Annotated in this window: 21 protein-coding genes and 3 pseudogenes; 6 read left to right on the forward strand and 18 right to left on the reverse strand. The window is 68.7% G+C overall.

The window, feature by feature from the left end:
* Positions 1–183: 183 nt before the first annotated feature.
* The 9 genes from ACWDEX_RS30580 to ACWDEX_RS30620 all read right to left on the reverse strand — a co-directional run bounded on the left by ACWDEX_RS30580 (position 184) and on the right by ACWDEX_RS30620 (position 8,253).
* The gene (locus tag ACWDEX_RS30580; protein ID WP_450467705.1) at positions 184–513 is read right to left on the reverse strand and encodes an antibiotic biosynthesis monooxygenase family protein; all 330 of its coding nucleotides are present in this window, start codon (positions 511–513) and stop codon (positions 184–186) included.
* 90 nt (positions 514–603) lie between these two features.
* Positions 604–1,683: a sulfite oxidase gene (locus ACWDEX_RS30585; protein ID WP_450467707.1), complete on the reverse strand. Its 1,080-nt coding sequence runs from the start codon at positions 1,681–1,683 to the stop codon at positions 604–606.
* An 87-nt stretch (positions 1,684–1,770) separates the two neighbouring features.
* Positions 1,771–2,646, reverse strand: coding sequence for a MauE/DoxX family redox-associated membrane protein (locus ACWDEX_RS30590; RefSeq protein ID WP_450467708.1), 876 nt, complete (start codon positions 2,644–2,646; stop codon positions 1,771–1,773).
* A gap of 13 nt (positions 2,647–2,659) precedes the next feature.
* Positions 2,660–3,280, reverse strand: a complete 621-nt coding sequence (locus tag ACWDEX_RS30595) for a twin-arginine translocation signal domain-containing protein (RefSeq protein ID WP_450467710.1) — start codon at positions 3,278–3,280, stop codon at positions 2,660–2,662.
* Between the two features lie 70 nt (positions 3,281–3,350).
* A complete protein-coding gene (locus ACWDEX_RS30600) occupies positions 3,351–3,821 on the reverse strand; it encodes a hypothetical protein (RefSeq protein WP_450467712.1) in 471 nt (156 codons plus the stop codon).
* Between the two features lie 457 nt (positions 3,822–4,278).
* On the reverse strand, positions 4,279–5,469 hold the full coding sequence (locus ACWDEX_RS30605; protein ID WP_450467713.1) for an acyl-CoA dehydrogenase family protein: 1,191 nt from the start codon (positions 5,467–5,469) through the stop codon (positions 4,279–4,281).
* On the reverse strand, positions 5,466–6,620 hold the full coding sequence (locus tag ACWDEX_RS30610; RefSeq protein ID WP_450467760.1) for a CaiB/BaiF CoA transferase family protein: 1,155 nt from the start codon (positions 6,618–6,620) through the stop codon (positions 5,466–5,468). The genes ACWDEX_RS30605 and ACWDEX_RS30610 overlap by 4 nt, the downstream gene beginning before the upstream one ends.
* Positions 6,620–8,125: an aldehyde dehydrogenase family protein gene (locus tag ACWDEX_RS30615; protein WP_450467715.1), complete on the reverse strand. Its 1,506-nt coding sequence runs from the start codon at positions 8,123–8,125 to the stop codon at positions 6,620–6,622. Before ACWDEX_RS30615 ends, ACWDEX_RS30610 begins: the two co-directional genes overlap by 1 nt.
* On the reverse strand, positions 8,122–8,253 hold the full coding sequence (locus ACWDEX_RS30620; RefSeq protein ID WP_450467716.1) for a hypothetical protein: 132 nt from the start codon (positions 8,251–8,253) through the stop codon (positions 8,122–8,124). The genes ACWDEX_RS30615 and ACWDEX_RS30620 overlap by 4 nt, the downstream gene beginning before the upstream one ends.
* 62 nt (positions 8,254–8,315) lie before the next feature.
* Here ACWDEX_RS30620 and ACWDEX_RS30625 point away from each other — a divergent pair, with 62 nt between their 5' ends.
* On the forward strand, positions 8,316–9,779 hold the full coding sequence (locus ACWDEX_RS30625; protein WP_450467717.1) for a PucR family transcriptional regulator: 1,464 nt from the start codon (positions 8,316–8,318) through the stop codon (positions 9,777–9,779).
* A 155-nt stretch (positions 9,780–9,934) separates the two neighbouring features.
* On the opposite strand, the gene ACWDEX_RS30630 is transcribed toward ACWDEX_RS30625, so the two are convergent.
* From ACWDEX_RS30630 to ACWDEX_RS30655, 6 genes are all read right to left on the reverse strand, one after another.
* Positions 9,935–10,645 (reverse strand): class F sortase, encoded by a 711-nt coding sequence (locus ACWDEX_RS30630; RefSeq protein ID WP_450467761.1) that lies wholly within the window; start codon positions 10,643–10,645, stop codon positions 9,935–9,937.
* 146 nt (positions 10,646–10,791) lie between these two features.
* Positions 10,792–11,520 carry a hypothetical protein gene (locus tag ACWDEX_RS30635; RefSeq protein ID WP_450467718.1) on the reverse strand — a complete coding sequence of 243 codons (729 nt, stop codon included), beginning with the start codon at positions 11,518–11,520 and terminating at the stop codon, positions 10,792–10,794.
* Positions 11,521–12,181: 661 nt separating this feature from the next.
* Positions 12,182–12,691 (reverse strand): nitroreductase/quinone reductase family protein, encoded by a 510-nt coding sequence (locus tag ACWDEX_RS30640; RefSeq protein WP_450467719.1) that lies wholly within the window; start codon positions 12,689–12,691, stop codon positions 12,182–12,184.
* Between the two features lie 200 nt (positions 12,692–12,891).
* Positions 12,892–13,788 carry a chitosanase gene (locus ACWDEX_RS30645; RefSeq protein ID WP_450467720.1) on the reverse strand — a complete coding sequence of 299 codons (897 nt, stop codon included), beginning with the start codon at positions 13,786–13,788 and terminating at the stop codon, positions 12,892–12,894.
* A gap of 167 nt (positions 13,789–13,955) precedes the next feature.
* On the reverse strand, positions 13,956–14,345 hold the full coding sequence (locus ACWDEX_RS30650; RefSeq protein WP_450467721.1) for a YrdB family protein: 390 nt from the start codon (positions 14,343–14,345) through the stop codon (positions 13,956–13,958).
* A gap of 187 nt (positions 14,346–14,532) precedes the next feature.
* A complete protein-coding gene (locus ACWDEX_RS30655; protein ID WP_450467722.1) occupies positions 14,533–15,186 on the reverse strand; it encodes a hypothetical protein in 654 nt (217 codons plus the stop codon).
* A 732-nt stretch (positions 15,187–15,918) separates the two neighbouring features.
* On the opposite strand from ACWDEX_RS30655, the pseudogene ACWDEX_RS30660 reads away from it, so the two are divergent.
* Positions 15,919–16,206: pseudogene (locus tag ACWDEX_RS30660) on the forward strand (catalase/peroxidase HPI); the annotation flags it as partial.
* 127 nt (positions 16,207–16,333) lie between these two features.
* Here ACWDEX_RS30660 and ACWDEX_RS30665 read toward each other — a convergent pair.
* The 3 genes from ACWDEX_RS30665 to ACWDEX_RS30675 form a co-directional block, all read right to left on the reverse strand.
* Entirely contained in the window at positions 16,334–17,509 is a 1,176-nt protein-coding gene (locus ACWDEX_RS30665) for an acyltransferase family protein (protein ID WP_450467723.1), read from the reverse strand.
* Between the two features lie 266 nt (positions 17,510–17,775).
* Complete coding sequence (locus ACWDEX_RS30670; RefSeq protein ID WP_450467724.1) at positions 17,776–18,693, reverse strand: SGNH/GDSL hydrolase family protein; 918 nt, start codon at positions 18,691–18,693, stop codon at positions 17,776–17,778.
* 153 nt (positions 18,694–18,846) lie between these two features.
* A complete protein-coding gene (locus tag ACWDEX_RS30675) occupies positions 18,847–19,497 on the reverse strand; it encodes an HAD family hydrolase (RefSeq protein ID WP_450467725.1) in 651 nt (216 codons plus the stop codon).
* Positions 19,498–19,802: 305 nt separating this feature from the next.
* On the opposite strand from ACWDEX_RS30675, the gene ACWDEX_RS30680 reads away from it, so the two are divergent.
* The 4 genes and pseudogenes from ACWDEX_RS30680 (at position 19,803) to ACWDEX_RS30695 (ending at position 24,408) form a co-directional block, all read left to right on the forward strand.
* Positions 19,803–21,254 carry a WGR domain-containing protein gene (locus tag ACWDEX_RS30680; RefSeq protein ID WP_450467726.1) on the forward strand — a complete coding sequence of 484 codons (1,452 nt, stop codon included), beginning with the start codon at positions 19,803–19,805 and terminating at the stop codon, positions 21,252–21,254.
* Positions 21,255–21,569: 315 nt separating this feature from the next.
* Positions 21,570–22,462: pseudogene (locus ACWDEX_RS30685) on the forward strand (GNAT family N-acetyltransferase).
* Positions 22,463–22,552: 90 nt separating this feature from the next.
* Positions 22,553–22,666: pseudogene (locus ACWDEX_RS30690) on the forward strand (helix-turn-helix domain-containing protein); the annotation flags it as partial.
* A 251-nt stretch (positions 22,667–22,917) separates the two neighbouring features.
* Positions 22,918–24,408, forward strand: a complete 1,491-nt coding sequence (locus tag ACWDEX_RS30695; RefSeq protein WP_450467727.1) for a multicopper oxidase family protein — start codon at positions 22,918–22,920, stop codon at positions 24,406–24,408.
* Positions 24,409–24,915: the final 507 nt, after the last annotated feature.

Consider the following 24,915-nt stretch of genomic DNA (forward strand, 5'->3'; position numbering starts at 1 on the left):
GAACGTGAAATCGGCCGCCGGACTGGCGGTGACAGCCTGCGGAGCGCCGGTAAGACCAGAACCCGTTCTGGCGCAGCGTGAAGAAACAGGAAGCCAGGGAATCCCACACGGGAACCGTGCCGCGTAGCGGCACGGCAACCCGTGGGACGGCCAGAATCCTCGGGCTTCAGCCCGAGGAGCATGTCAAGCGCTCTTCGGTGCCGCCTGCTGCACGACCTCGAAGGACCACAGGGTGGACCCGCTCGCGGCCGGCTTCGGGTGCTCGCCGCTCGCCGGGCCACCACCCTGGTGGGCCGCCTTCATGGGGCCCTCCATCCACGCGTGGAAGGACTCCTCGTCACGCCACCGCGTGTACACAAGGTAGTTGTCGGTGCCCTCGAGGGGCCTCAGGAGTTCGAACCACTCGAATCCGTCGGAGCTCTCCACGGCATGGGCGCGGGAGGCGAACCGCTTTTCGAGTGTCTCCCGGTGCTCGGCGGGGACGGTCAGTACATTGATCTTGACTACGCTCATGGCCCTATCCTGCCGCACGGCGGTCGGCGGACGGGGAGCGGCTCGTCCGTGACGTGGCCGCTCGGACGCCCGGCCCGGGCCACGACGAACTCAGTTGTGGCATGTCACGTGCAGCCGGGCCCAGGAGGTGTTGGCGTACCCCTTGGGGTTCCACACGGTCGCCGGTGATTCCGGCTGGACGGCTGCGGTGGAGTCCCAGGCCCGGGCGACCAGTTCCGTCCGGCCCGCGGGCAGGGTGAGGGTGGCACGCCAGTGCTGCCACGTCCATGGATTCTCCGGTGCGTCCAGATCGGCGCGGATCCAGGTGGTGCCGCCGTCGCCGGACACGTCCACGCGGGTCACTGTCCGGTCGTCCCCGGCGAAGGCGAAGCCGGTGACGTGGGCGGCCCCTGCCGGCAACTGCGTGCCGTTCTCGGGTTGCAGGATGGCGCAGTGGATGGCGATCGGGCCGAGAGGGATGCCGTCGCCGGGTGTCCTGTTGTGCGGATCGGCGTCGGGGGGCAGGACGCTGTAACCGGTTTGGAAGTAGTTGTCGCTCGGTTGCGCCTGGGCGGTGATGCGCTGGAGCCATTTGACGCTGCGGGCACCGATCCAGCCCGGGACGACCAGGCGAAGGGGGGCACCGTGTGCGGTGGGCAGTGCCTGGTCGTTCATGGCCCAGGCCAGGAGTACCTCTTCGGAGGTGGCTTTCGCCGTCGGGAGGGAGGCGCCGAACGGTTGCGGAGGGTCGGCCTCCTGTGACACGTCGGCGCCGGTGAAGGCGATGTGCGCGGCCCGGTCCTGCAGCCCGGCCTCGGCCAGCACCTTGGCCAGACTCACTCCGCTCCAGCGTGCGGTGGAGGTGGCTCCCGGGCCCCAGGGCTGCTGGCCTGGGATGTCGCGGAACCGCATCAGATCGGCGCGCCGATTGCCTGCGCACTGCAGTGTCGCCACCACGGTCCGCTGGGGGAAGCAACGCTGCAGATCGTCCATCGACAGCTCGAGGGGGCGGTCGACCAGGCCGTCCACCCGCAGCCGCCAACTCGCGGCGTCGATACGGGGGATCGGCCCGTGATTGCGGCCGTAGAAGGTGTCCAGGGGGGTGATGTGGTCCAGGAGCGCGCCCGGAGGTGGTTCGGCGTTGAAGGGATCCACTTCATGGACCACCATGTCGCCTCGTTTTTCCCACATATTCATGAGGCTACTATCTTCGAACTCGCCCGGATCGGCAGTTCTGTCGGCCCGTCATGACACGGCGGGTGGGGACCTCACCCCTCCTCAGCTCTCGGGAACGGTGAGTGCATCGGCAGCAAGAACCTCTTCGTTCGCCTCGTCGACCAGCGAGACGCGAACTGCCGGGCTGGGTGTGGTGTCGATGCTCGCCCTGGGGTCCAGGGCGAACAGCACGCTCACGGGATGGGTGCCGCGAGCGTCCGCGTACGCGCCCGAATAGCGCAGTACACGCCATCCCTCGTCGTCCCAGTGGTCGAGCAGTGCCGAGCGGACCACCGGTCGCGCGGCCTGCCAGGCCAGAGAGTGCTCCAGCAGTTCCACGGTCGCGTCGACCGGCACGTGTGCGGCGGCCGACGACGGCAGTGGGTTGCCGAACACCCTGAGCCTGGCCTTGCGCAAGGGCAGCAGCCACAGGTGGTCCAGGTCGGAGGAGACGGCGAGCAGCAGTGCCGCCGTGGCCAGAAGGAAGACCGAGGATGCGGCCGGGTGTCCCGAGGCCTCCGACCACCAGGCGGTGTCCGCGGTGGCCGCCGCCAGACCGCCGACCACGACGAGCCCGGCCCGGCCGAAGGAGCGCACGCCGATGGGTCCCTCGGTGCGGGCGCTGCACCCGCAGGACGACTCGGGTGCGGTGGTCTTGGCGTAGGCCAGGTAGCCGGTGAATCCGAGGCCGAGCGCCGCGGTGGCGGCTCCGGGAACGGCCGCGGTGGGGGTGACCAGCAGCGCGGTGGCAAGGACGAGTTCGATCCCGCCCAGGATTCGCAGAGCGCGTGTGGCCCGCCGACCGTCGTGGAGCACCCGTACGAGCACTGTGTCCGCGGCCAGCCGGGCGGTATGCCGTCCGAAGAGCTTGCCCGCGCCGGCCGGTGCCAGCAGCAGCCCGCAGACCAACGGCGCGAGGTCGGAGACGACCCGGATCATGGTGGCGCCTCCTTCAGTGCCCGAGGGTCACGCGAGCGACGTCGATGTGGTTGTCCGCGGGTCGCCAGGCGCCGAGTACCTGCGCGGTCTGGCCGATCCGCATCCGCGACAGGTCCGAGGTCAGCGCGCCGCCGTGGTAGGAGGCGGTGGTGATGGCGGGTACGATCCGGCCCACCAGTTCGTGGTCGTTGTGGGCGAGGTGCAGCCGGTCCTTGGCGATGCCACGGATCGTGCAGTAGACGTTCACGATGTTGACCCACACCGCGTCAGCGGCGATCGTTCCGTCGGGCATCGTCACACCGCGGGCGTAGAGCCCGTCACCCACCTCGACCGCCTCAGCGGTGGTGGTGTGCAGCTTCCAGACGCTGGTGGCGTTGGTCAGCTGGATGAGGTGCCGTTCCCCGTGCGAGCCGGCGACGTCCAGCGTGCTGCGGTTGATGGCGACAACGCGTCCCTCGGCGAACGCGGCGGGGATCGCCGGGTCGAGCGAGGGCATCGGCTCGGCGAAGGCCGCGTCGGCGTCGAGGCCGCCCAGTGCGGTCGCGCCGACGATGGTGGCGCCGCCGATGGCGGCCGTGGTGAGGAAACGTCTCCGGTCCAGACGGCGTTCACCGGACTCCTGGCTGTGGTTCATGTTGCCCCTCCTGCTGTGTCTTCTCTCTCTGCGGAGCTGTTCCTGATCCGTTGTGAGGTGCGGGCCGGGATCACTCGTAGATGTAGACGGGCAACTTGCCGGAGCTGAGGCTGCCGATCGCGGAGAACGCGGCCGGGGTCAGGTCGATGACTCGGTTGGTGCGACACGTGCCGTTGCAGCATGCCGCCTCACCGCAGAAGCTCTGGGTGCGCGGACCGCAGTCGGCGAGTGTGACGCAGACCGTGGCGCCGGAGCACTGGTGACGGACGTTCATCACCGAGCCGCATCCGCGGCGCGGCATGTTCTCCCCGCACAGGTCGGGCCGGGTGATGTTCCAGCAGGCCGAGGACAGGTTGGGCCAGGCGGCCATGTTCTTGGCGGACTGGCACGTACTGCACGCGCCGGTGCCGGCGCTGCCGCACGAGCCCCAGGCGTTGCCGCAGCAGAACCAGGTGGCTTCGCCCGCCCAGAGGGAGGTGGATCCGCAAGCCATAACTGTTCCCTTCGCGTTGGCCAGGTCGCTCATGATGGACCTGTGCATGACAATTCAATGTTGTGCGACGGCGCTCACGGCGCTCGAATGTCGCACCGGGTGTCGGGGTGTGGGGGAGTCGCGGCGGTGTCGGGGAGCGACTCCATTTTGCGCGCACATGACAAGCATGTAGCCGTGCCTTTATGGATGGAGCGAGATCGTTCCGTGCTGTGCCATGCCGATGATGCGGTGGACCTTGCGCTGGCGGACAGCCCGGACGGGCCTCTTGCAGCGCCGTGTGCGTCGGAGGAAACGGCAATGCAGGTGGAACACAGCCATGATGCCGTGTCTCTCCACGCGTCCGGAAGTAGGCGTACGAAGCCAATCCGCTCCGGCCGCCGGATCCGTGAACGGCCCAGCACGCGATTGCCCTGCTGCGAGCCTTCGGGTGGCCGGTGATCAGCCCGGCCACCCGCAGACTCCTCACGGTACGTCAGTCGGCTCCCACGGTCGCCTGCGCGTGTGCTCAGCGAAAGGCCGGCTGCCCGGTGACCGCCTGGCCGACGACGAGCGTGTGCATCTCGACGGTTCCCTCGTAGGTCAGCACGGACTCCAGGTTGTTCATGTGCCGGATCACCGGGTACTCCAGGGAGATGCCGTTGGCCCCGAGGACGGTACGCGCGGTGCGGCAGATGTCCAGCGCCTCGCGGACGTTGTTGAGCTTGCCCAGGCTCACCTGCTCGGGCCGCAGCGTACCGGCGTCCTTGCGCCGACCCAGGTGGAGAGCCAGCAGCACACCCTTGGTGTACTCGAGATACATGTCGGCGAGTTTCTGCTGGGTCAGCTGGAACGCCCCGATCGGCTTGCCGAACTGGGTTCGCTCGACGGCGTAGGACTGGGCGGCGTACAGCGACGACCGGGCCGCGCCCATCGCTCCCCAGACGATGCCGTAACGGGCCTCGTTGAGGCAGCTGAGAGGGCCCTTGAGGCCGCGGACCTCGGGAAGGGCGGCGTCCGCGGGAAGGCGTACCGCGTCGAGGACCAACTCGCTGGTGACGGACGCGCGCAGGGACAGCTTGTGCTTGATCTCCGGGGCCGAGAAGCCCGGAGTGTCGGTGGGTACCACGAAGCCACGTACGCCCTCATCGGTCTGTGCCCACACCACGGCAACGTCGGCCACACTGCCGTTGGTGATCCACATCTTGCGGCCGTCGAGGACCCAGTCGTCGCCGTCGCGCCGCGCGCGGGTGCGCATGCTGCCAGGATCGGAGCCGACGTCGGGCTCGGTGAGGCCGAAGCAACCGATCGCCTCGCCGGCGGCCATGGACGGAAGCCAGCGCTGCTTGTGCTCCTCGCTGCCCCACTTCCAGATCGCGAACATCGCCAGCGATCCCTGCACCGAGACCAGGGAGCGGATGCCGGAGTCGGAGGCCTCCAGTTCCAGGCAGGCCACCCCGTATTCGGTGGCCGACATGCCGGCACAGCCGTAGCCCTCCAGGTGCATACCGAACACGCCCAGCGCCCCGAGCTCCTTGGCCAGACCGCGGATGTCGGGGATGGTTCCCCGTTCGAACCAGTCGGCCACGTAGGGGTCGATCGACTGGGCGCACAGTTGCCGTACCGAGGCGGCGACGGCCTTCTCGTCAGGGGTGAGCAGGTCGTCCAGGCCTGCGGGGTCGCGGGGGTCGAGCGGGGGGAGTGCGGCCGGGGAATTCATGAGGTCTCCTCCTGTGACGGCTCGGCGAGCCAGCGGCGGACGTCGGCGCTGTGTTCTCCGAGACGAGGTGGTGGTCGGTAGCTGGTGACCGGGGTTGCCGAATAGGTGATGGGGTGCCGGATCTGACGGGGCGAGGAAGACCCGACCGAGACGGTCGGTTCAAGGCCGAGCGCCTCGGCCAGCGCGATGCCGGAAGCGAGGTCACCGACCCTCCCCGCCGGAACACCGACGGCGGTGAGCCGCTCGGCCCATGCCTCGGCGGTGTCGCGCACGAGGCGTTCCTCGAGCGCTTGGACGAGCTCGCGGCGGTTGGCCACCCGGGCCGGATTGGTCGCGAAGCGTTCGTCATCGGCCAGGCCCGGCGACCCCACCACCTCGGCGAGTCGACCGAACTGCCCGTCGTTCCCGCAGGCGACGGCGAGCAGGTCGTCCTTGCAGCGCAGTGTTTCGTACGGCGCTATCGACGGGTGCCTGTTACCCATCCGCCCGGGGGCCCGACCGGTGGCGAGGTAGGCCGAAGCCTGGTTGGCGAGCGAACCGAGCAGACTGGACAGCAGGTTGACCTCGACACGTTGGCCCTCCCCGGTGCGCTCACGGGCCTGGAGCGCCGCGAGGATGCCGATGGTGGCGTCCTTGGCGGTCAGTACGTCGACCAAGGCCACGCCGGCCTTCGTCGGCTCGGAGCCCTCATCGCCGGTGATGCTCATCAGCCCACCCACGGCCTGGACGAGGAAGTCGTAGCCCGCCAGCGCCGCACCGCCGCGGCTGCCGAATCCGGTCACCGAGCAGTACACGACGCGCGGATTGGTCCGGCGGACGGATTCGTAGCCCAGGCCCCGGCCGGCGAGCGCTCCGTCCTTGAAGTTCTCCACCAGGACGTCGGCACGGTCGGCCAGCGTCCGGGCCAGCCGGAGGTCCCCGGCGTCGTTCAGGTCGAGGGTCACCGACCGCTTCGACCGGTTGGCGCACTCGAAGTAACTGCTGGAGTCGGTGGTCCACGGCGGACCCCACGCGCGGGTGTCGTCGCCGGAACCAGGGCGCTCCACCTTGATGACGGTGGCCCCCAGGTCCGCCAGCATCACTGAGGCGAGCGGGCCGGCCAGAACGCGGCTGAAGTCGGCGACGACGACGCCGTCGAGCGGCAGCGGCATCATCGTCCTCCCCGCTGGTCCTCACGTCGTCCGTCGACGCGTCGCGGTAGGTTCCACGGGTTGTCGGCACGCACCGCGAGGGGCAACCACGCGTCCGGTGCGGACTGGTAGGTCACGGGTCTGACGAAGCGGTCCAGGGCGGCCGCGCCCACGGAGGTGGCCGCGGCGTTCGACGTGGCGGGCCAGGGACCACCGTGGTGCTGGGCCCAGGTGTAGGAGACACCGGTCGGCCAGTCGTTCACGGTCACCCGCCCCACGGTCCTGGTGAGCGCCTCCACCAGCCAGGGGGCGTCGGGGTCGGCGTCGTCGCCGGTCACGACGGTGCCCGCCAGACTGCCCTGGAGCGCGCCGAGCGCTGAGCGCAGTTCCTGGTCGTCGGCGTACTCGACGACCACCGCGACGGCTCCGAAGCACTCCTCCAGGAGCCGACTGCCCGTGCGCAGTGCCGTGATCGGCGCCGAAAGGACCGCGGCCGGCGCGCCCCAGCCAGGTCCCGTGCCGGCGACGCTGCGTACGACAAAGGCGCCTGCCGTCACCATGTCGAGGAGACCACGCTCGACCGAGGCGGCGATCTCCTCGGTCAGCATCAGCGGTTGCGGGGCCGCCTGCGCCAGTGCGTCACCGACGACCCGTGCGGCATCGTGCCCCGCGGGAACCAGCAGCAGACCCGGCTTGGTGCAGAACTGTCCGGAGCCCATCGTGAACGACCCCACGAAGCCGCCCGCGACGTCCTCGATGCGTGCGGCGGCGGCTGGGGTGACCACGACGGGGTTCACCGTGCCCATCTCGGCGTAGACAGGGATCACTCGCTCGCGTTCGTTCGCCAGCCGCCACAGTGCCAGTCCGCCTGCCTGTGAGCCGGTGAACGCCACCGCGGCGATGCCCTCCGCGCGCACCAGGTCCACCCCCGCCTGGCGCCCGGCTACCAGTGCGAAGGTGCCCTCGGGAGCGCCGGCCTCGAGGAGCGCCTGCTCAGCGATCTGCGCCAGTCGCACGCTGAGCGTCACGTGTGCCGGGTGCGCCTTCACCACGACCGGGCAGCCCGCCGCGAGAGCGGAGGCGGTGTCGTTGCCGAGTACGGAGAAGGCGAACGGGAAGTTGCTCGCCCCGAACACGGCGACCGACCCGACCGGGTGGTTGACCCGGACGAGACGAGGGGACGTCGCGGTGGCCTCGTCGACGGCGACCCCCAGATACGATCCCTCCGCCGCCACGTCGCCGTAGAAGCGAAGCTGGCCTGCGGTGCGCGCCACCTCCGATGTCAGCCGGGCCGCCCCGAGTCCGGTCTCCTCGTCGGCAAGCGCCACCAGTTCCTCGGCGTGGCTCTCCAAACCGTCCGCGACAGCACGCAACCATGTGCGCCGCCGAGCAGGCGCCGCACCGGCCACCGCCGGTGCCGCTCCGGCCGCTTGATCCACCACGGCGCGTACGACCTCCGGGGGCGTGTCCGCGACCGTGCCGACCGGCCGGCCGTCGTAGGGCCGAAAGCTCGTGGTCGTGTTCATCGCACGTCCTTCCCTTCCTGCTCGAGGACGGCCAGCGCGCCGCCCGGTCCTGAGGGTGCGCCCTTGCCCGACGGCATGATCTTCTCCGTTCGCTCGGGACGGCACGACGGTACGGAGAACGCACGCATCCCTCACTGGATAAAATGCACTTTCACAGTCCTCGATTGGATAGATTGCACAGGAGGGGGTCATGGCGGTCCCGACGGTTGCCTCGCTGTGCCGGACTCTGGGAACGGACCTCACTGCGGCTCCCGGATTCACCGTGTCAGCGCGGGAGGTGTCCGCCGTCCACATCAGCGAGCTGCTCGACCCGGCCGGCTACCTGACGGGCGGAGAGCTGCTGCTGACAACGGGCCTGTCGCTTCCCAAGAACAAGCTCGGCTGCGAACGCTATGTCGGCCGTCTGGTGCAGGCGGGACTGAGCGCGCTGGCCCTCGGGCTGGGCCCCGTGCACACCGAGATTCCGGCGCCTCTCCTGGCCGCCTGCCGAAAGCTCGGTCTCCCTCTGCTCATGGTCCCGGCGCCCACGCCGTTTCTTCGCATCACGAAGGCCTACTGGGCCGCCGTGTCCCGCTCGGCCGAGCAACGTCTCAAGGACGTCCTGGCGACACAGCGCGCGCTCGTCGACGCGGCTGCGTCCGCGGATCCGGTCACCACGGTGCTGCGCACCCTGAGCCGTTCCCTCGACGCGTGGGCAGCGGCGTTCTCGTCGACCGGTGAGGTCGACCAGGTGGTCCCCGCCTCAGCCGCTGCGGAGGCCGAGCGGGTGAGGAGGGAGATCGTGCGGCTGGAGGGCGCGAGTGCGCACTCCGCGGCCTCGTTCTCCACCGGCTCGGCGGCAGTGATCGTGTTCCCGCTGGCTGTGCAGGAGCGAGCCGCCGGGTTCCTCGCGGTCGGCACCTCCGCACCGCTGGATCCCGCGCGGCGAAGGGCCGTGCTGACGGCGTCGGCCCTGCTGAGCCTGGATGCCGTGCGACGCTCCCGCGCCGAGTCCGTGGCCGACGAAGGGCAGCGCTGCGTCGGACTGCTGGTCGACTTCGGATTCGTGGAGGCGGCGCGGCGGCTCGCTGCCGCGGTGCGGGCACCGAGCCCACCGGACCACGTGCGTCTCCTCGCACTGCGCGGCCGGGAGAGCGACATCCTCACCAGTGTGGTGCGCAATTGGTGTTCCGAGACGATCGCCCTCCAGACCGACCGTCACACCGCCTGGTTCCTGATCCCCGCGGACCACCCGCCGACCACGCGCCTGGAGAAGGCCGTGGGGCGGGCCGATCCCGAGACGGCGGCTGTCCTGTCGGAAGTGGTCCCGGTCGAGCAGACATCAGCGGTCCGAGCCGTCGTCGCCACGACGTTGGGAGGCCTCGCATCGGGGACGCGGCTGCTGGCGTCCGTGTCCGCGGGACCGTACAACGCCGATCTCGCCGCACGCCTGGCCGACGCCTCCGACCGACTGACCGATGTCCTGCGCCAGACCCTCATCGGTTACCTGCGTCACCACGGCCAGTGGGAGGCGGCCTCCCGCTCGCTCGGCGTCCATCGCAACACGCTCCGGCATCGCATCGCCCGGTGCGAAGCCCTGCTGGAGGCAGATCTCACCAACCCGGACGTCACAGCCGAGTTGTGGCTGCTGCTTCGCCGGCGCGGGGTGGCGTAGAGGGCCCGATCTCGCCCGAGGTCGTCAGGAACACCGTGCTCGGCGGGCGGCAGCCGGGTGCGCCAGGAGCTGCACGTCGACGCACACGTGGTCGGCATCCCCCTCTCGTACCGGCGTGGGCGCCGCCGTGCCGACGCCGGGCCACCTCGGTCGCGTCAGGAAGGCCTGACCGAGTCGAGATGGGCGAACACCACCACGTTGGCCTCGTAGTCGTGGACGCTGCGGTTGTAGTTTCCGCCGCAAGTGATCAACCGCAGTTGAGGGGTGCGAGCGTTGCCGTAGACCCGAGCGTCGGGGAAGGAGGCCTTGTTGAAGGTTTCGACGGAATCGACGATGAAACCGGCGACGGAGCCGTCCGCGCGGGTGATGTCCACCTTGCTGCCCGGCCTGAGGGTGCGGAGGAAAACGAACACCGCTGGTCCGGTCTTGGTGTCGACATGACCCACCACGATGGACGTCCCCGGCTCACCGGGGGAGGCACCGTCCTTGTACCAGCCCACCAGGTTGGCGTTTTTCACGGGCGGCGCGTTCAACTGCCCCGAGGCGCTCAGAGAGAGTGGGGTGAACGGCGCATTCACCGCGATCTGTGGAATAACGATCCTCTTCGGTGCAGACCGCGGCAGACGCTTTCTCGTAGCGGGTTCCGGCGTGTTCGACCCTGGCTTCGACGGAGCGACGGCCGCGGGAGGTACGAAGGCTGCGGGCGGGGCCGGTGGCGTGGGATCCGCCGGGCCTGCCAGCGAGTTGTGGATGAGCAGAGCACCCAGCCCAACGGCTGCGGCCGGCCATACCAGAGCACGGCTGACAACACGGAACACCGGTCTGCTCGGGGGCTGATTCGGTGGGACCGGTTGTGAGAGGGCCATCGGACAACGCCTTTCATCGACTGGGCGGCGGTCAGACTTCAGCGGGTTGAGAAACAGCCGGCGCCGGCTGCGCGGTCGCGGCCGCCGGCGCCCTTTCCAGGGCGACAGCGGCCGCGACCGCACAGCAACCGGCGAGCGTCGACCGATCAGGCGGTCGCACCCTTCGACGTGCTCCGGCGGCGCAACATGTAGGCACCCGCCCCGAGACCGCCGAGCAACAGCACCGAACCCGCGGCCAGCCCGTTGCCGGACTCCGCCAGCCCGCCGCCGCCGGCGTGCACGCCACCGTGGGGGTGGTTGTGCCTCTTCCCGTGGTGCTCTCGGTGGTGACGGCCGTGTCCTTCCTCGCCGCCTGCCTGCTCGTCTTCGTCGGCGCGCTCCTGGCTGTCCTCCTCGCTCGAGTCATCGCCGTCTTCGGTCTTGGCCATGGCCAGGGCGCCGCCGCCGGCGTGCACGCCACCGTGGGGGTGGTTGTGCCTCTTCCCGTGGTGCTCTCGGTGGTGACGGCCGTGTCCTTCCTCGCCGCCGGACTGCTCCTCCTGGGCGGCGCTCTCCTGGCTGTCCTCCTCGCTCGACTCGTCGCCGTCTTCGGTCTTGGCCATGGCCAGGGCGCCGCCGCCGGCGTGCACGCCACCGTGGGGGTGGTGCCTCTTCCCGTGGTGCTCGTGACGGCCGTGCTCTTCCTCGCTGACGGATCGCTGGTCGTGGTCGGCGTGCTGCCCACCCTTGTGCCTGTCGTGCCCTTCGTTGACGTAGGAAGTACCGCCGTTCGAAGCCCGAAGCTCAGCCACCGACAGGGCGTGCGCGGCGGGAGCGGAAAGCGCGACGGCCGCGGCAACCGCCGCGGAGGCGAAAATGGTCCGGGTCACTCGCATCAGAGGTAGTCCTTTCGCCGCCGCCGCGAAGGCCGGCACCACGCCGGCACAGCGGAATCGCGGCAGCAACGTCATTACTTCAACCTGATCATCAGCTCAAACCACCGTAAGACACGACATATGCCTCAGCTCGTACTCCCTCCGAGTGCCTCCAGGCCGAAAAGTAACCCGGTCGGCAGCACCCCATCCGCACCAGCGGCACGAGGTCCGTCGCCTTACAAGCGTGCTCTCGTGAAAGGCCGCGTGACGCGCCCAAACGTGGACATGACGAGGCGTCAGGTCTGCTCTGCTCCTGCTATCGGCCTCGTGTGACACAGGTTGGCGAGCCTTGCGCAAGGCGGGTGGCAACCAGCTGCCGTCTGAGCCCTAGTGACTGTGCGTCTGCTCCGCAGTTCGCATCCCATCGCCGCACACGAGCTACGCGGTGATTGCAGGGGAGTTGATGCAGCGCGCGCATGGCTGCCACGAGTGGAGAGTGACCGACGAGCCGGTGGATGGGTGGCGCAGGGGCGGTCCGCGCGTAGTGGCGGTGCAAGGTATGCCCACGCATGGCTGACGTCAGCCTCTGCTGGGGAGTTGACGGTGAGCGCAAAGCGTCACGTGATGGCGAGCGTCAATTTCTGCGGGAAAACCAGCATTACGTGTGCGGCCCCCACTGCCCCTACGAGCTCAATGCCGAGTGCTCGCCCTCGTCACCATCGACGCGACCCTCATCGGCTACCGGAGGCTCCGCAGCCGAGCCGGCGTCCGATGCGACGGGAACGAGTTTCACCATGGGGAACTTGCGTGACGTCTTGCTCTCGTACTGCGCACTGGCAGGCCAGTACTCCGACCAGATCCCGTAGAGACGCTCCCACTCGGGCGATGTGTGCGTCACGACGGTAGGCGTCGCGCTGAGGACGCGCTCGCCCACCTCGATCGTCACCTCGGACATCTCGGCGACATTGCTCACCCACGCCGGATCCTTCTCCGCGCCGCGCGAGGAGCCGCAGACGAGAAAACTCTCACCGTCGGCCGCATACACCAGAGGGTTCACCCTCTGCTGGCCGGTGCGGCGGCCGACCGTGTGCAGGAGCAGCAGTTGCTTGCCTTCGAAGTGGCCACCCACGACCCCGCCCTGTGCCCGGAACTGGCCGATGACCCGCGCGTTCACCTCGTTCACGTCGCCCATGTCCGCCTCGTTCCGCCGAAGACCTGAATGCCTATTAGCTAACCAGTGAGTCACGCGGCTGCGCCGAGCCACGCCGGACCAGTGCGAAGGACGTCCTTCTGACTGGCGTACGGCACCAGGGCGTGCTCTCGGGGTTCCAGGGTGTCAACCCAGGCGGCTCGGGTCACCCGCAGGACCGCACCGCTGGATCCTGGCCGGTCCTACGGCACCTTGTACGTCTCCCCGTAGACCTTCCACACGAGGGGCGTCTTGAGGTCCATGTTGCCGTCGTACAGCCACTGCCGCTGGGCAGTGTCGACACGGGTGGTGTCGATGTCCGGCTTCTTCTCCCGCATCGCCTTGAGACGGATGTCGAGGAAGAGGTCCAGGTACTTCTTCTCGCTGCCGCCCTGGGACGGGCTGTGCGCCTCGTTCAGTGTGCGTTCACGCAGACCGTAGAAGCCTTCCGCGTCGGTGCCGGGACCATGGAAGACCATCGCGTCGTAGTAGATGAACTGGCCGAGTGTGCCTAGGCCGTCGAGCTTGGCGAGGCGGACCGCAGGGTTGAAATAGACGCGGTCGCGCTCCTCGACCTGCGCCTTGCGGAAGGCCGGCACCTTCGCCTCCGCCTTCCAGGCTGCCGGGAAGCCGCCCAGGCCCTCGTGGGAGTCGGTGCCGTCCACTTTGCGCAGCGCGGGCAGATAGCGGGCCAGGCCGTTGTCCGGGTGGGCCTTCGTATAGCGCTCGACCAGGGTGAGCAGGTCGTGGGTGCCGGTGCAGAAGCCGACGATGCCGGCGGTGTAGCCCTGGCCGTCGCCGATGTCCTCGATGTAGCCGAATGCGCTGCTCCAGTCGAGGGTGGAGTTCTCGGCGCTGGCCACGATCTGCTGCGCCAACTCCTTCTTGGCGGGGGCCGCGAGGCCTGGAGGCAGGTCAGCGATCACCTTGTCGTCCTCGGCCCGCTCGGCCCGTACCTTGGCCTCCTCGCGGGAGAGCCGGGAGGCGGACGTGGGCTGCTTGCCGTCCGAACCGTCCTCATGGGCGGGCGCGAAGACATAGAACGCCGCGGTGACGACGACGGGAATGGCCGCGAATGAGAGACAACCGGCTCGGTTCATGCCGCACAGAGTACGGTCGTGACCAAGGCCGATGTGGCGGGTTTGCCGTCTGATGCCCGCCGATGCCGGCCCGTGCCGGAATTTTCAGGGCTTGACGGCGATCGCCCGAACCTCAGAGCAGCCCTGGTGCGTCGCTCCCGGCCCCTTCCCTGCCGACCGGGCCCGCGTCACGGTCGGTGGGGGCTGTGGCGGAAGGTCTCGGCCACCGCTGTGTTCACCACGATGACGACCGCCATGACCCGCGCCGCGATGGGGTGCCCGACTCCGTACAGAGCAGCAGCACCACCGCCGAGCACGACCGCCTTGACGACGAGCACGAGCGGTAGGCTCGGCCTGTACTTCGCCTTCGGTGCGGCGAACAGCGCCCACAGCACGATGGCCAGGAGAGGCGTTCCGGCGGCCGGCAGTATGCGGAGGACATCGTTGTGGCCTACGGTAGACCCCCACCACCCCAGGCACACGAGCGCGGCGAGCTCAAGCAGGAACGCCAGGACCTCGTTGGCGGCATACCAAGGCCGATCACTGTCCAAGGCCGTGCTGTTGGCATCCCCCACCATGACACCTCCCGCTGTGTGGGGCGCCAATCATGGCACAGGGCCATTGGTGTGATCGGGCGCCAGGTGAACTCACGCAGGAGGAACGTGATCCGGCAGCCGCTGCCGGCCGACAGCGGCTGCCGGACGGTCCAACAACGTGAGGACCGGACCGGCTGCCGCCGCAAGGGCAGCGCGCTGCTCAACGGTCCTACTCGCCCTGCCCCGACTGCGACTCGCCCTTGGCCGATGCAGCCGTGCGACCGGCCGCGTCGGAGGCGGCGTAGAAGACGGCCGCGCCCTGCTTGGTGCGCTGAGCCTTGTTCTTGGCCACGAGACCTTCGAGGGTGTTGCGCACGACGGTGGTCTTGATGCCGCGCTCGGGATGAGCCGTGCCGAGCACGGTCGCGACTTCCGCGGCGGAGCGCGGTTCACCCTGCTCGATGAGGTGGTCGCGGACCAGTTCGACCAGCGTGGGCTTGGTGTTCTTCGCGGCTGCGACCTTGGCCGCGGGCTTCTTGCCGACCGGCTTCTTGCCGGCCGGCTTCCGGGCTGCCGAGCGCCCCTGCGCGGTAGCGGCCTTCTTCACTCGCGTCCGCTTGCCCGTGCCGGTCTCGGCGACGGCCTCCTTACGGGGAGCGGGCACGGTGGCGCCGTCCGGGGCCGGTACGGGTGAAGCACCCAGTGCCTGTTGCACGTTGACGAGCACGGAGTGGTCGTGCCGCAGGGCTGCGAGCCGTTCCTGCAGTGCGGCGATCTCCGCGCTGACGCGGTCCTGCTCCTTGGCGTTGCGTTCGAGGTCGCTGATCACCTGGGCGGCGTACTGCGATGTCAGTTCAGTGGTGGCGGTCGTGCTCTGCGACATGGTGTCGTCCTCTCTTCGGTTTCGTGGCCGCTGTACAGCGGCTTGGCACAGGCATGAGATATCCGGGCGCATGCCTTCTCGGGCTCGACGGAGTGGCGGATTTGGTGACCACCGCGAGCGGCCCGGGATAAAGATGGTACGGATGTGTGGAGTCTGTTGCTCTTCTCGAGTTATGTCTTGCGCTCAACCGGAGCTTTAGAGTGTTGATGTGCCAGGCACCTGTGACGCACTTCGGAGTGGGTTGGTGTGCACTCGTGGGGAGCTGCCACAGGGCGTCGTCGGTGTCTCGATTGCGCTGACCGGCGGTCAGGAGGCGGAAACGGCCGACGGCCAGGTCGGCAAGTCTAACGGTCCGATGGAATGAGCTTCCGCCCGGGTCTGGAACATGCCTTCTGCCGGGAGATCTCTCGTACACGTACTCGTTCTGCCGTCAATTCACCTTGACCCGCCATGTGCCCGAGAGTGCCGACGGGCCACCTCACGCCACACCAGTGCGAGCACTGCCTGACAAGCACTGGACTACCTTTCGTTTTCTTGAGGCGTTCGTGTTCACAGCGGTGGGTTCCGTGCCATGGACGCATCCCGGAGACCGGCCACTGCCGAGAAACCGCGCGGTGTCGGCCTGCGACTGACGGCCGCCGACGTCGCTGCTCGAGATGCTGTCGTCGCCGACGTGGACTGCTCCATCGGCGGCGCCCCATGCCCGACCGCCTCCGACGACCGCGGCTTCTCATCCAGCGTGAGTTCAACTCGGGTGCCAAGAACGGCTCTCTGACCGACCTGATCGTGCTCGGCGGCAGTGCGGCCGTCGAAAAGGCGGCCAACGACGTCGGACACGACGTCGAGGTCCCCTTCGTCCCGGGCCGCGTCGACGCGACCGAGGAGCTCACCGACACGGCGTCGTTCGCCGCGCTGGAGCCGACCGCCGATGGGTTCCGCAACTACGTCGGCAAAGGACACCGCTTACCGGCCGAGTACCTGCGGCTCGGCCGGGTGAACCTGCTTACGCTGAGCGCCCCACCTCGACCGGCTCGACCTCGTCTGATCACGATGGCCAGGCCGGCCCGTGCCTGCCGGCCTGGCCGTCCTCGGGCCCGAAAACACGACGGCATCGTCCGCCATTCGGCGGTGACGTCTCCGTCAGGCGCTACTCCCCGGGCGCCACGGCGGGCGGAGCCGTCTTCGGCCGCGCCCTGAAGCCACGGCGGCTGCGGAGCAGCAGGCGCCTCGCGGGACGTTCCACCGTCTCGTACAGAACCCAGGACAGGCCGAGGGACACGGCGAACATGACACCGGTGGCGGTCAGGCCCATCAGTAGGCCGAATCGAGGGGAGGTGCCGAGCAGATGGGTGGCGGCCTGCAGCACCAGCAAGTGGATCATGTAGAAGGCGAACGAGAGTTCCCCCAACCGGATCAGTCGGCGCCGCCGCCACATCGAGGGCAGGCCGTGCAGGTCCGCGACGGCCGCCGCCGCGACGAGCAGGGCGAAGCCGATGATGGTGCAGGTCGTGGCCGGGTACCCGGCGGTGACCTGCGGAACCAGGAAGTAGCCGACGACCGCCAGGGCAAGGGAGGCCTCCAGGCCGGGCCCGCGCCACCGGTCGAGGAGTACCAGCCGGGCGACGGCGGCGCCGAGGACGAACTCGGGCAGGCGTGCGGCGGGGAACGAATTCATCGTCTCGTTCAGCCAGTGGTGCGCGTCCACCCAGCCAAGCACCAGGACCGCAAGGACCGACGCCCCGGCAAGCGCTGCTGACCCTCGGACACCGAGACGGCGCAGCACGAGTGCCAGCAGGGGAAAGGCCGCGTAGAAGAACGCCTCGCAGGCCAATGACCAGCTGACCGGGTTCAGCGTCTGCCACCACGGGTGCCACCAGGAATGCACCAGTAGGACATTGGCAAGTGCCTGGGAGGGTGTCGGCTTCGGCTGACGGGCCAGTGTGTAGGCCATGAGCAGCGCGATCGCGGCGGTGACCAGATGGACGGGAAAGATGCGGGCGAAGCGCCGTCGCCAGAAGGTGAGGACGCGGTCGTGTGGCCGCGTGGACCATGCAAGTACGAACCCGGACAGAACGAAGAAGAACGACACTCCATTCGCGCCGGATCCGAACGCCCATGTCGCGATGCGGTCGCCGGTGCCTGTGAAATAGCCGAAGTTGCGCACGTGCAGTCCGAAGACCAGTAGCGCTGCCGCCCACCGAAGTCCCGTGAGAGATGGCAGCAATGACGGCGAAGCCGGCGCGAGGACCTTGGCGGCGGTTGTGGTCGAGGTGGCGGTGGAGGTGGCGGACGGCGTCCGGAGCGCCGTGGTCGCCGTCGTCATCGTGTCACCTTTCGGGGGGCGTTCCAGGGGGGCATGAAGGGGAACGTTGCCCGTTTATCGCCTTTCAGTCCAGTTCCTCAGGCAACCTCACACCGGCGCCGAAGAGCACTGCTGGTCACGGGTCCGGTACGGCTGGGAGTTCACTCGAATGGTCGACCAGTGTTCCGATCCCGCAGGCGCCCTCGGCCGGGGCTGCGCCCCTGGACGCCGACGCGCGCCCCGTGAGGGCACGCCATGGTGGCGTGCCCTCACGGGGCGTTGCCCTTTCAGTCCTGTCCCCGCCCCTTGCCCAGACGCTCCAGTACGGCATGGGCCATGACGTCCTCACCCTTGGCGTTCGGGTGTGCGGGGGCCGCGGGCGAGGTCGGCTGCAAGGGTTCGATCCAGCGGTCCGCGGGCGCCTTGCACATGTCGTGGCCGACGGTGGGCCCGTAGGTGTCGACGTACTCCGCATGATTCTGCTTGGCCACCTGGCGAAGCATCGTGTTGAGTTGCTTCTCGGTGTCCCGCAGATACGGGAAGTCATTCGAGGCGAACGGCACCACGGGGAAGCAGCCGCTGCCGTCGTCCGGCAGGAGGTCCGGGTAGCCGACGACGAGCACCCGGGCCTGGGGGGCCTTGGCCCGCACGGCCTGCAGTACCCGGCCGACCTTCGGTGCGGTCTGCGCGATGTTGACCTTCAACTGGTCGACCCCGGACGAGGTGTAGTGGCGCTGACACGGGTTCCCCGTCGGTTCCTGGATGCCCAGGCCGGCGCAGGTGGCGATGATGGAGCCGAACCCCATGTCGTTGCCGCCGATCTGGACCGTCACCAGATCGGTGTCTCGCTCCACCGCGTTCAGCTGAGGACCATTGGTCCCCTGTGACGTCCACATGTGCTCGGTCGTCGCTCCGCTGCAACTCACGTCCTTGAATGCGGCCGCTCTCCGCTCCGCAGCCACGATCGAGGGGTAATTGTGGTCGGAACGTGCACAGTTCGCGTCCACCTGCTGCGGAATGAGGGGGCCCGAGGTGTAGGAGTCCCCGAGTGACACGTAGTGCAGGGCGCGGCCGGGGCCCCCGGGGTGCGCTGCGGCAGGCACGGTGGAAGCGGCGAGGAGGGTGCAACCACCGAGCGTCGCCGCTACGGTGACCGACCATCGGCGACCGTTCGCCGCTTTACCCGTATGCCTGTCATTCGCCATGAAAGCCCTCCACCTGAGTACGGGATGTCGCGCGGGTCCTGCACCGTGGGGTGCTCGCGCGTTCGACTGGGCTTGTATACCGCCCGGTATGTCTTGAGGGCCAGAGGCGGGAGCCGAGCAGCTGCCGAGCGCGGGCCTCTGCGTAGAGGGCGGTCATTGCTCGGCGATGAGGGAGGGGAGCTTGCGCATGTCGTGGAAGACGGTGGTACCAGGACCTTCGAGCCGTTCGGCCGGGGTGAGTCCACCGGCGTAGCCGAAGGCGCGCATGCCGGCTGCACGGGCCGCCTGGACGCCGGGCCGGCTGTCCTCGACCACCACGCATGCTGCGGGATCGACCCCCATCTCCCGGGCGGCGTACAGGAACAGGTCAGGGGCGGGTTTGCCGCGTGCCACTTCGGTGGCGCTGTAGATGCGCCCGGCGAAGCGTTCGTAGAGGCCGGTGCGGCCGAGCGTGTGGCGCATCTTGTCATGTGATCCGCTCGAGGCCACGCACGTCGGCAGCGCGATGGCGTCGAGCGCCTCCGGCAGTCCCTCGACGGGGGCGAGCCCGGCGTTCACTGCCTCCCGGTGGAGCTGCTCGAACCGCGCCGACCACAGCGAGGCGGTCTCCTCACCGAGTCGGGCGGACACCTGTTCGCGGATCGAGGCGCTGGAGCGGCCGATGAACCGGGCGATGACCTCGTTCTCGGTGAGCGGCCAGCCCAGTTCCGCACCGATGGTGACCTGGACGCGGGCTGCGATGCGTTCACTGTCGACCAGCACGCCGTCGCAGTCGAATATGACGAGTTCAACAGGATTGATCATCTCGGCAGAATAGGCTCTGCCTGGTCATGCCGCTGTGGGATTCCCTTAGTTCTCTGTCGGGACTCGGCAGCGGTCAGTGGCCTGCCGGGATTGGACACCACGCCGGCCGTCGCGGACGGAAGACTCCCCTCTTGGCCGACGGCGTGGCCGCCGCCTCTCCAAGTCCCCGGCGGGTCGGCGCTGGCGCCGGGACCGCATCAGCGCCCGCGCCCCGCCCACCGGGTGATTGTCAGTGCCTCCTCCTACGGTTTGAGCAGTGGGACCCGCCGGACAAGCCACGGGTCCGCCCTGGGGAGAGGTCTGTCATGTCTACCGGGTCCACGGCGTCGACGACGTATCTGGAGCTGTCGCAGGAAGGCGGCGGCGCGCACAAGTTCTACGAGGTGACGGTCGACGGCCAGGTGGTGACGGTGCGGTACGGGCGGATCGGCGCCGGCGGGCAGACGCAGACGACGACGTTCCCGACCGCGGAGAAGGCGCGGACCGCCGCCGCGAAGAAGGTCGGGGAGAAGGTTCGTAAGGGATACGCGCCGGCCATTCCGGGGCAGCGCGCCCCGCGCCCGGTGACTCGACGTCAGGTGACGTCGGCTCCGTCGACCGCGCGCGCTGTGGCACCCGTGCTGTGGCGGTTCCGCACCGGCTCCGCGGCGTTCGGTATCCATGTCGACGACGAGCACTGCTGGGTCGGCAACCAGGCAGGCGATGTCTACACCCTGGATCACGACGGCGGCGTCCTCGCCCGCTTCAATCTGCCGGACGGAGTGAAGTGCCTCGTCGCCGATGACTTCTGGATCTACGCGGGCTGTGACGACGGCAGGGTCTACGACCTGTCCTCGAAGTTGCCGTTCGCCGCGTACGACATCGCGGCGGACGTCGACATCTTCTGGCTGGACATCCACGAGGGCATCCTGAACGTCTCGGACCGCGACGGCCGACTCACTGTCATCGACCACGAGGACGAGCACCAGTGGGCCCGCCGCAGCCAGGGCGAGCACGCCTGGATGATCCGCGCCGACGACCGGGCCGTCTACCACGGCCACCACCGGGGCGTCACCGCCTACGCGCCCGACGGCAGCGGCGAGCTGTGGCACACACCCACGAAGGGTCAAGTCCTGTTCGGCTGGCAGGAGGACGACACCGTGTACGCGGGAACCGCGCACCGCGTGGTCCAGCGGTTGTCGAAGGCGACCGGAGCGATCGAGGCCACCTACGCGTGTGACAGCTCGGTGTACTCCTGTGCCAGCTCACCCAATGGACGGTTCGTCTTCGCCGGTGACGCGGCATCGTCCGTCTACTGCTTCGACCGGGACGGCACCCGCCTGTGGAAGCTCGGCACGGGCGGTGGCTCAGCGCTGTCGATGCAGTACCACGACGAGCGGCTGTACTTGGTGACCACGGACGGCTCACTGGTGTGCGTGGACGCGAGTGAGGCGGCCATCTCCGCGGCGCAGCAGGGCACGGTGCCAGTGGCGCGGGACGTCAAACTCGCCGCCGCGCTGCCGACCTATGCACCCGCCACGGCCGCGGGCGCGGTAGCCACCGTCGCCCACGTTCCCACCGGGGCGGTCATAGTCGAGTGCGCCCAAGAGCGGGGGCGCATGCGCGTGCACGTGGTGTCCGAGGGCTACGACTCCTCGTGGAACGTCCAGTTCCCGCGCGCGATACGGGAGCCCGGGGCCCGCTATGTCGTGGACGCCCTGCACCCGGCGGCCGGCGGCTTCTACCGAGTCCGGGGTGAGATCCGGCGGTTGCTGTGACAGGGGCGGGCGCATTCGTCCGCAGTCTCCGACGAGACCAAGCCCGGACTCGTCCGGCGTGTAGAGATCCGGCAGGGTGAGCTGTTCGACGATCAGCCATTTCAGGGTCGTGTGCAGCAGTTTGAGTTGTCGACCGGTCAGGAGGACGTCAGGAAATAAGCGCTTGCACCCTCGCATCCTGGATGGCTAGGTTCATTCGGGCTGTCCGCGATAGCGGCAGGTCCATCGGCGAGGAGGAGGTGTGCAGCACATGCGCACGAGTGCTGAGCTGTCAAACCCCGGTTCCGACATTCGTCACCTCTCGATGGAGCTTTCGTGTCCCTTCGCATCACCCCGCTGATCGACCCCGAGCACGGCCCTTCCAGCCACCGCCTTGCTTGGCTGGCGTCCGACACCAGCGGAGTCCCTGTCGGGTCAGTGTTTCTGCGGCTGTTCACCAAGCCTGGGCAGGATCACCTTGCCGAGCTCGAACTGCACGTCCACCCGGCCGAGCGCAGAAAAACGGCACCGGAACGCGGCTGTTGAACGCCGCGGTGAACGCAGCCCGTGAGGATGGCCGCCGCTCACTCATCGCACAGGCCGAGCCCGGATCCCCCGGTGCCGGATTTCTGGCGGCGAGGGGCTTTCGCAAGGTCTTGACCTTGAATTTCAGTCGGCTACCCCTGGCCAGCGCGAATGTCGCGGCACTCACGGAGATCACCGAGCAGTCGCATCCCGGCTATCGGTTGTCGTCATGGGACGGCACCGTCCCTGACAGCCTCGCCGAGACGTTCGCGCTGTCACGCCGCGCCATGGACGACATGCCGATGGGGGACACCGACTACGGCACGGTGACCTGGGACGTGGGCCGCGTCCGGGCAGCGGCTGCGGCCATTGCCCAGCGCGGTGATCTGCTGTACACCGTCGTCGTCATCGACGAGGCCGACGGCTCGATCGTCGGATTCACTGAGCTGGTCGTCCCCGGTGACGGCAAGGGAGACGGGCAGCATTACGGCACCGGTGTCCTGCCCGAGCATCGCGGAAACGGTCTGGGGCGCTGGATGAAGGCAGCGGCGATCAGGCAGGTCCGCGAGTGTCACCCCGACCTCGGCGGGCTGCTCACCGACACCGCCGACAGCAACCTCCACATGCGAGCGATCAACGATGAGTTGGGCTATGCACCGACGCATCAAACGATCGAGCATCAACTCGATCTCGCATCACTGTAGTTACTGCGGTTGAACTCGTGGTGTCGTAGAGGTGGTGACGGCTGGTCGTCCGCTCCGCTGTCATCGGGGCGTGCGGTACCCACAAGGGGGGCCAAGGATCTGCGAATCGATGTCCGGTCGGTGCAGCAGTGGCGGCAGAGGTGGAATGAGGGCGGCCCGCGAGGTCTTCGATCACAAGGGTCGGCGTCGCCGCCGCGGCTGAGTGGGGGAGCGCATGGACGGCTGTCTCACCGAGATCGGCCTGACCATCAGATCCCCCTGAACAGTCACACACGACACCATGAGTTCGACCTCATAAGCGCAACATGTGGATGGGCGAGACAACCACCCCGGTGCGGTCAGCGGATCGGCCTCGGCCCCGGACCCCGGGATGACCCGGATCCGACCCGGATCCGACCCGGAAACGCCCCTGGGCGCAATCCAGCTGACGGCGGGCATCGCTAAGGTGGCAGATCGTGAACCGACGAAACTTCCTCGCTCTCGCGGCGTTTTCCGGTCTGCTCGGCACGTCGGGCCTGGTCTCCGGCTGCAGCCCCGGCTCAGGCCGCCGTTCCTTACCGCCGCCCGAACTCGATCTGTCCGCTCCGCTGCGCATTCCGCCGCTGCTGCACCCGAAGCGGGACGCCGACGGGGTTCGGCACTTTGAACTCACGATGCTGAGCGGCCGGTCCGAGATCCTGCCGGGCAAGAAGACCGACACCTGGGGCTTCAACGGGCCCTTCCTCGGCCCCACCCTCCGGGCGAGCCGCGGCGACCGCGTCGCGATGACCGTCCGCAACACCCTCCCCGAGGCCAGCACCGTCCACTGGCACGGCATGCGCCTGCCCGCCGCCATGGACGGCGGCCCGCACCAGATGGTCGCGCCGGGGGCCACCTGGACTCCCTCGTGGACGGTCGACCAGCCCGCCACCAGCTCCTGGTACCACCCCCATCCCCATGGGGCCACCGCTCAGCACGTCTACCGCGGCCTGGCCGGGATGTTCATCATCGACGACGACCAGGACCCCGGGCTGCCCTCACGCTACGGGGTCGACGACATCCCGCTGATCCTGCAGGACAAGAAGTTCGCCGACGACGGTTCCCTCGACGGCAACCCGCTCAAGGGCACCTTCGGCATCCTCGGTGACCGCATCCTTGTCAACGGCACCTACAATCCGCGCTTCGACGTCACCACCGAGCGGGTCCGCCTGCGCGTCCTCAACGGCTCCAACGCCCGCATGTACAACCTCGCCTTCGCCGACCGCCGCCGTTTCCACGTCATCGGCAACGACGGCGGCCTGCTGGCCGCTCCGGTCGAGACCGAAACGGTCGTCCTCACCCCCGGTGAACGCGCCGAGATCGTCGTCGCCTTCACCCCGGGCGACAACGTCGTCCTGCGCAGCCTCGACAACGGCGTGGACATCGCCGAGGGGGACTTCGATCTGATCCGGTTCACCGCCGCCGCGCGATTGCAGCCCTCACCGGCGCTGCCCGCACACCCTGCCGTGCTGCCGCCGATCACCCCGCCGGCCGGTGCCCGGGAGCGCCGCTTCAGGCTCAACGGTCACGACGCCATCAACGGCAAGGGCATGGACATGAACCGGATAGACGAGGTCGTCCCCGCAGGCGCCGTCGAGATCTGGGAGATCGAGAACCACGTCTACTCCCACAACTTCCACATCCACGAAGTCGCTTTCCAGGTCCTTGAGATGGACGGCCACGCCCCGCCCGCGTACGCAGCCGGCTACAAGGACACCGTATTCGTCCCCGGCAAGTCCAAGGTCAAGTTGGCCGTCCAGTTCGGCACGCACACCGACCCGGCTTCGCCGTACATGTACCACTGCCACATCCTCCGGCACGAGGACTCCGGCATGATGGGCCAGTTCGTCATCGTCCGACCCGGCACCGAGAACCAGACGCCTCGCACCCTCACTGCGTCGACCGGCACCACCGCGCACCACCACTGACCGGGGTGGGGGAACCGGTGACCGGACAGGTCAGGAATGGAGAAGCGCGGGGCACGGAGCCGCGGCTAGCGTGAGATTCATGGCCGTCGCCGATCACAGGATGCTCCTCCCGCATGACGCCGCTCGCCGCACTTGCGACGTGTCCATGCGGGGGGAAGCCGAAGTTCTCGAGACGGGCGTGCCGAGGCAGGAGGAGGGTGACCGGTTCGTCGCGCACACCGGACTCCGGCCCGCGTGCGCCGGCTGCGGACGCCGGCGGCTCCGCCTGCCCCGGGTCGCTTCCGGGCTCGGCGCGAGGTGAAGGAGATGCGCTGCCGCGAGTAGCTGTGCGACGGCCGTCGGCTGGTCGGAGGTCTCTGCCGGGAGGCCACCCGGCGTCCACCACCGGTCGACTACCGTAGCCGGAGCCGCCGACGAATGACAGACGGACATATCGCTCGAAGTTGGTCAGATCGGGCTGGGCGATATCGGTGGAGACCGCGAAGGCGGTCCCGCCTCACGGATGGA

It is taken from the genome of Streptomyces sp. NPDC001020 (genome assembly GCF_053599115.1).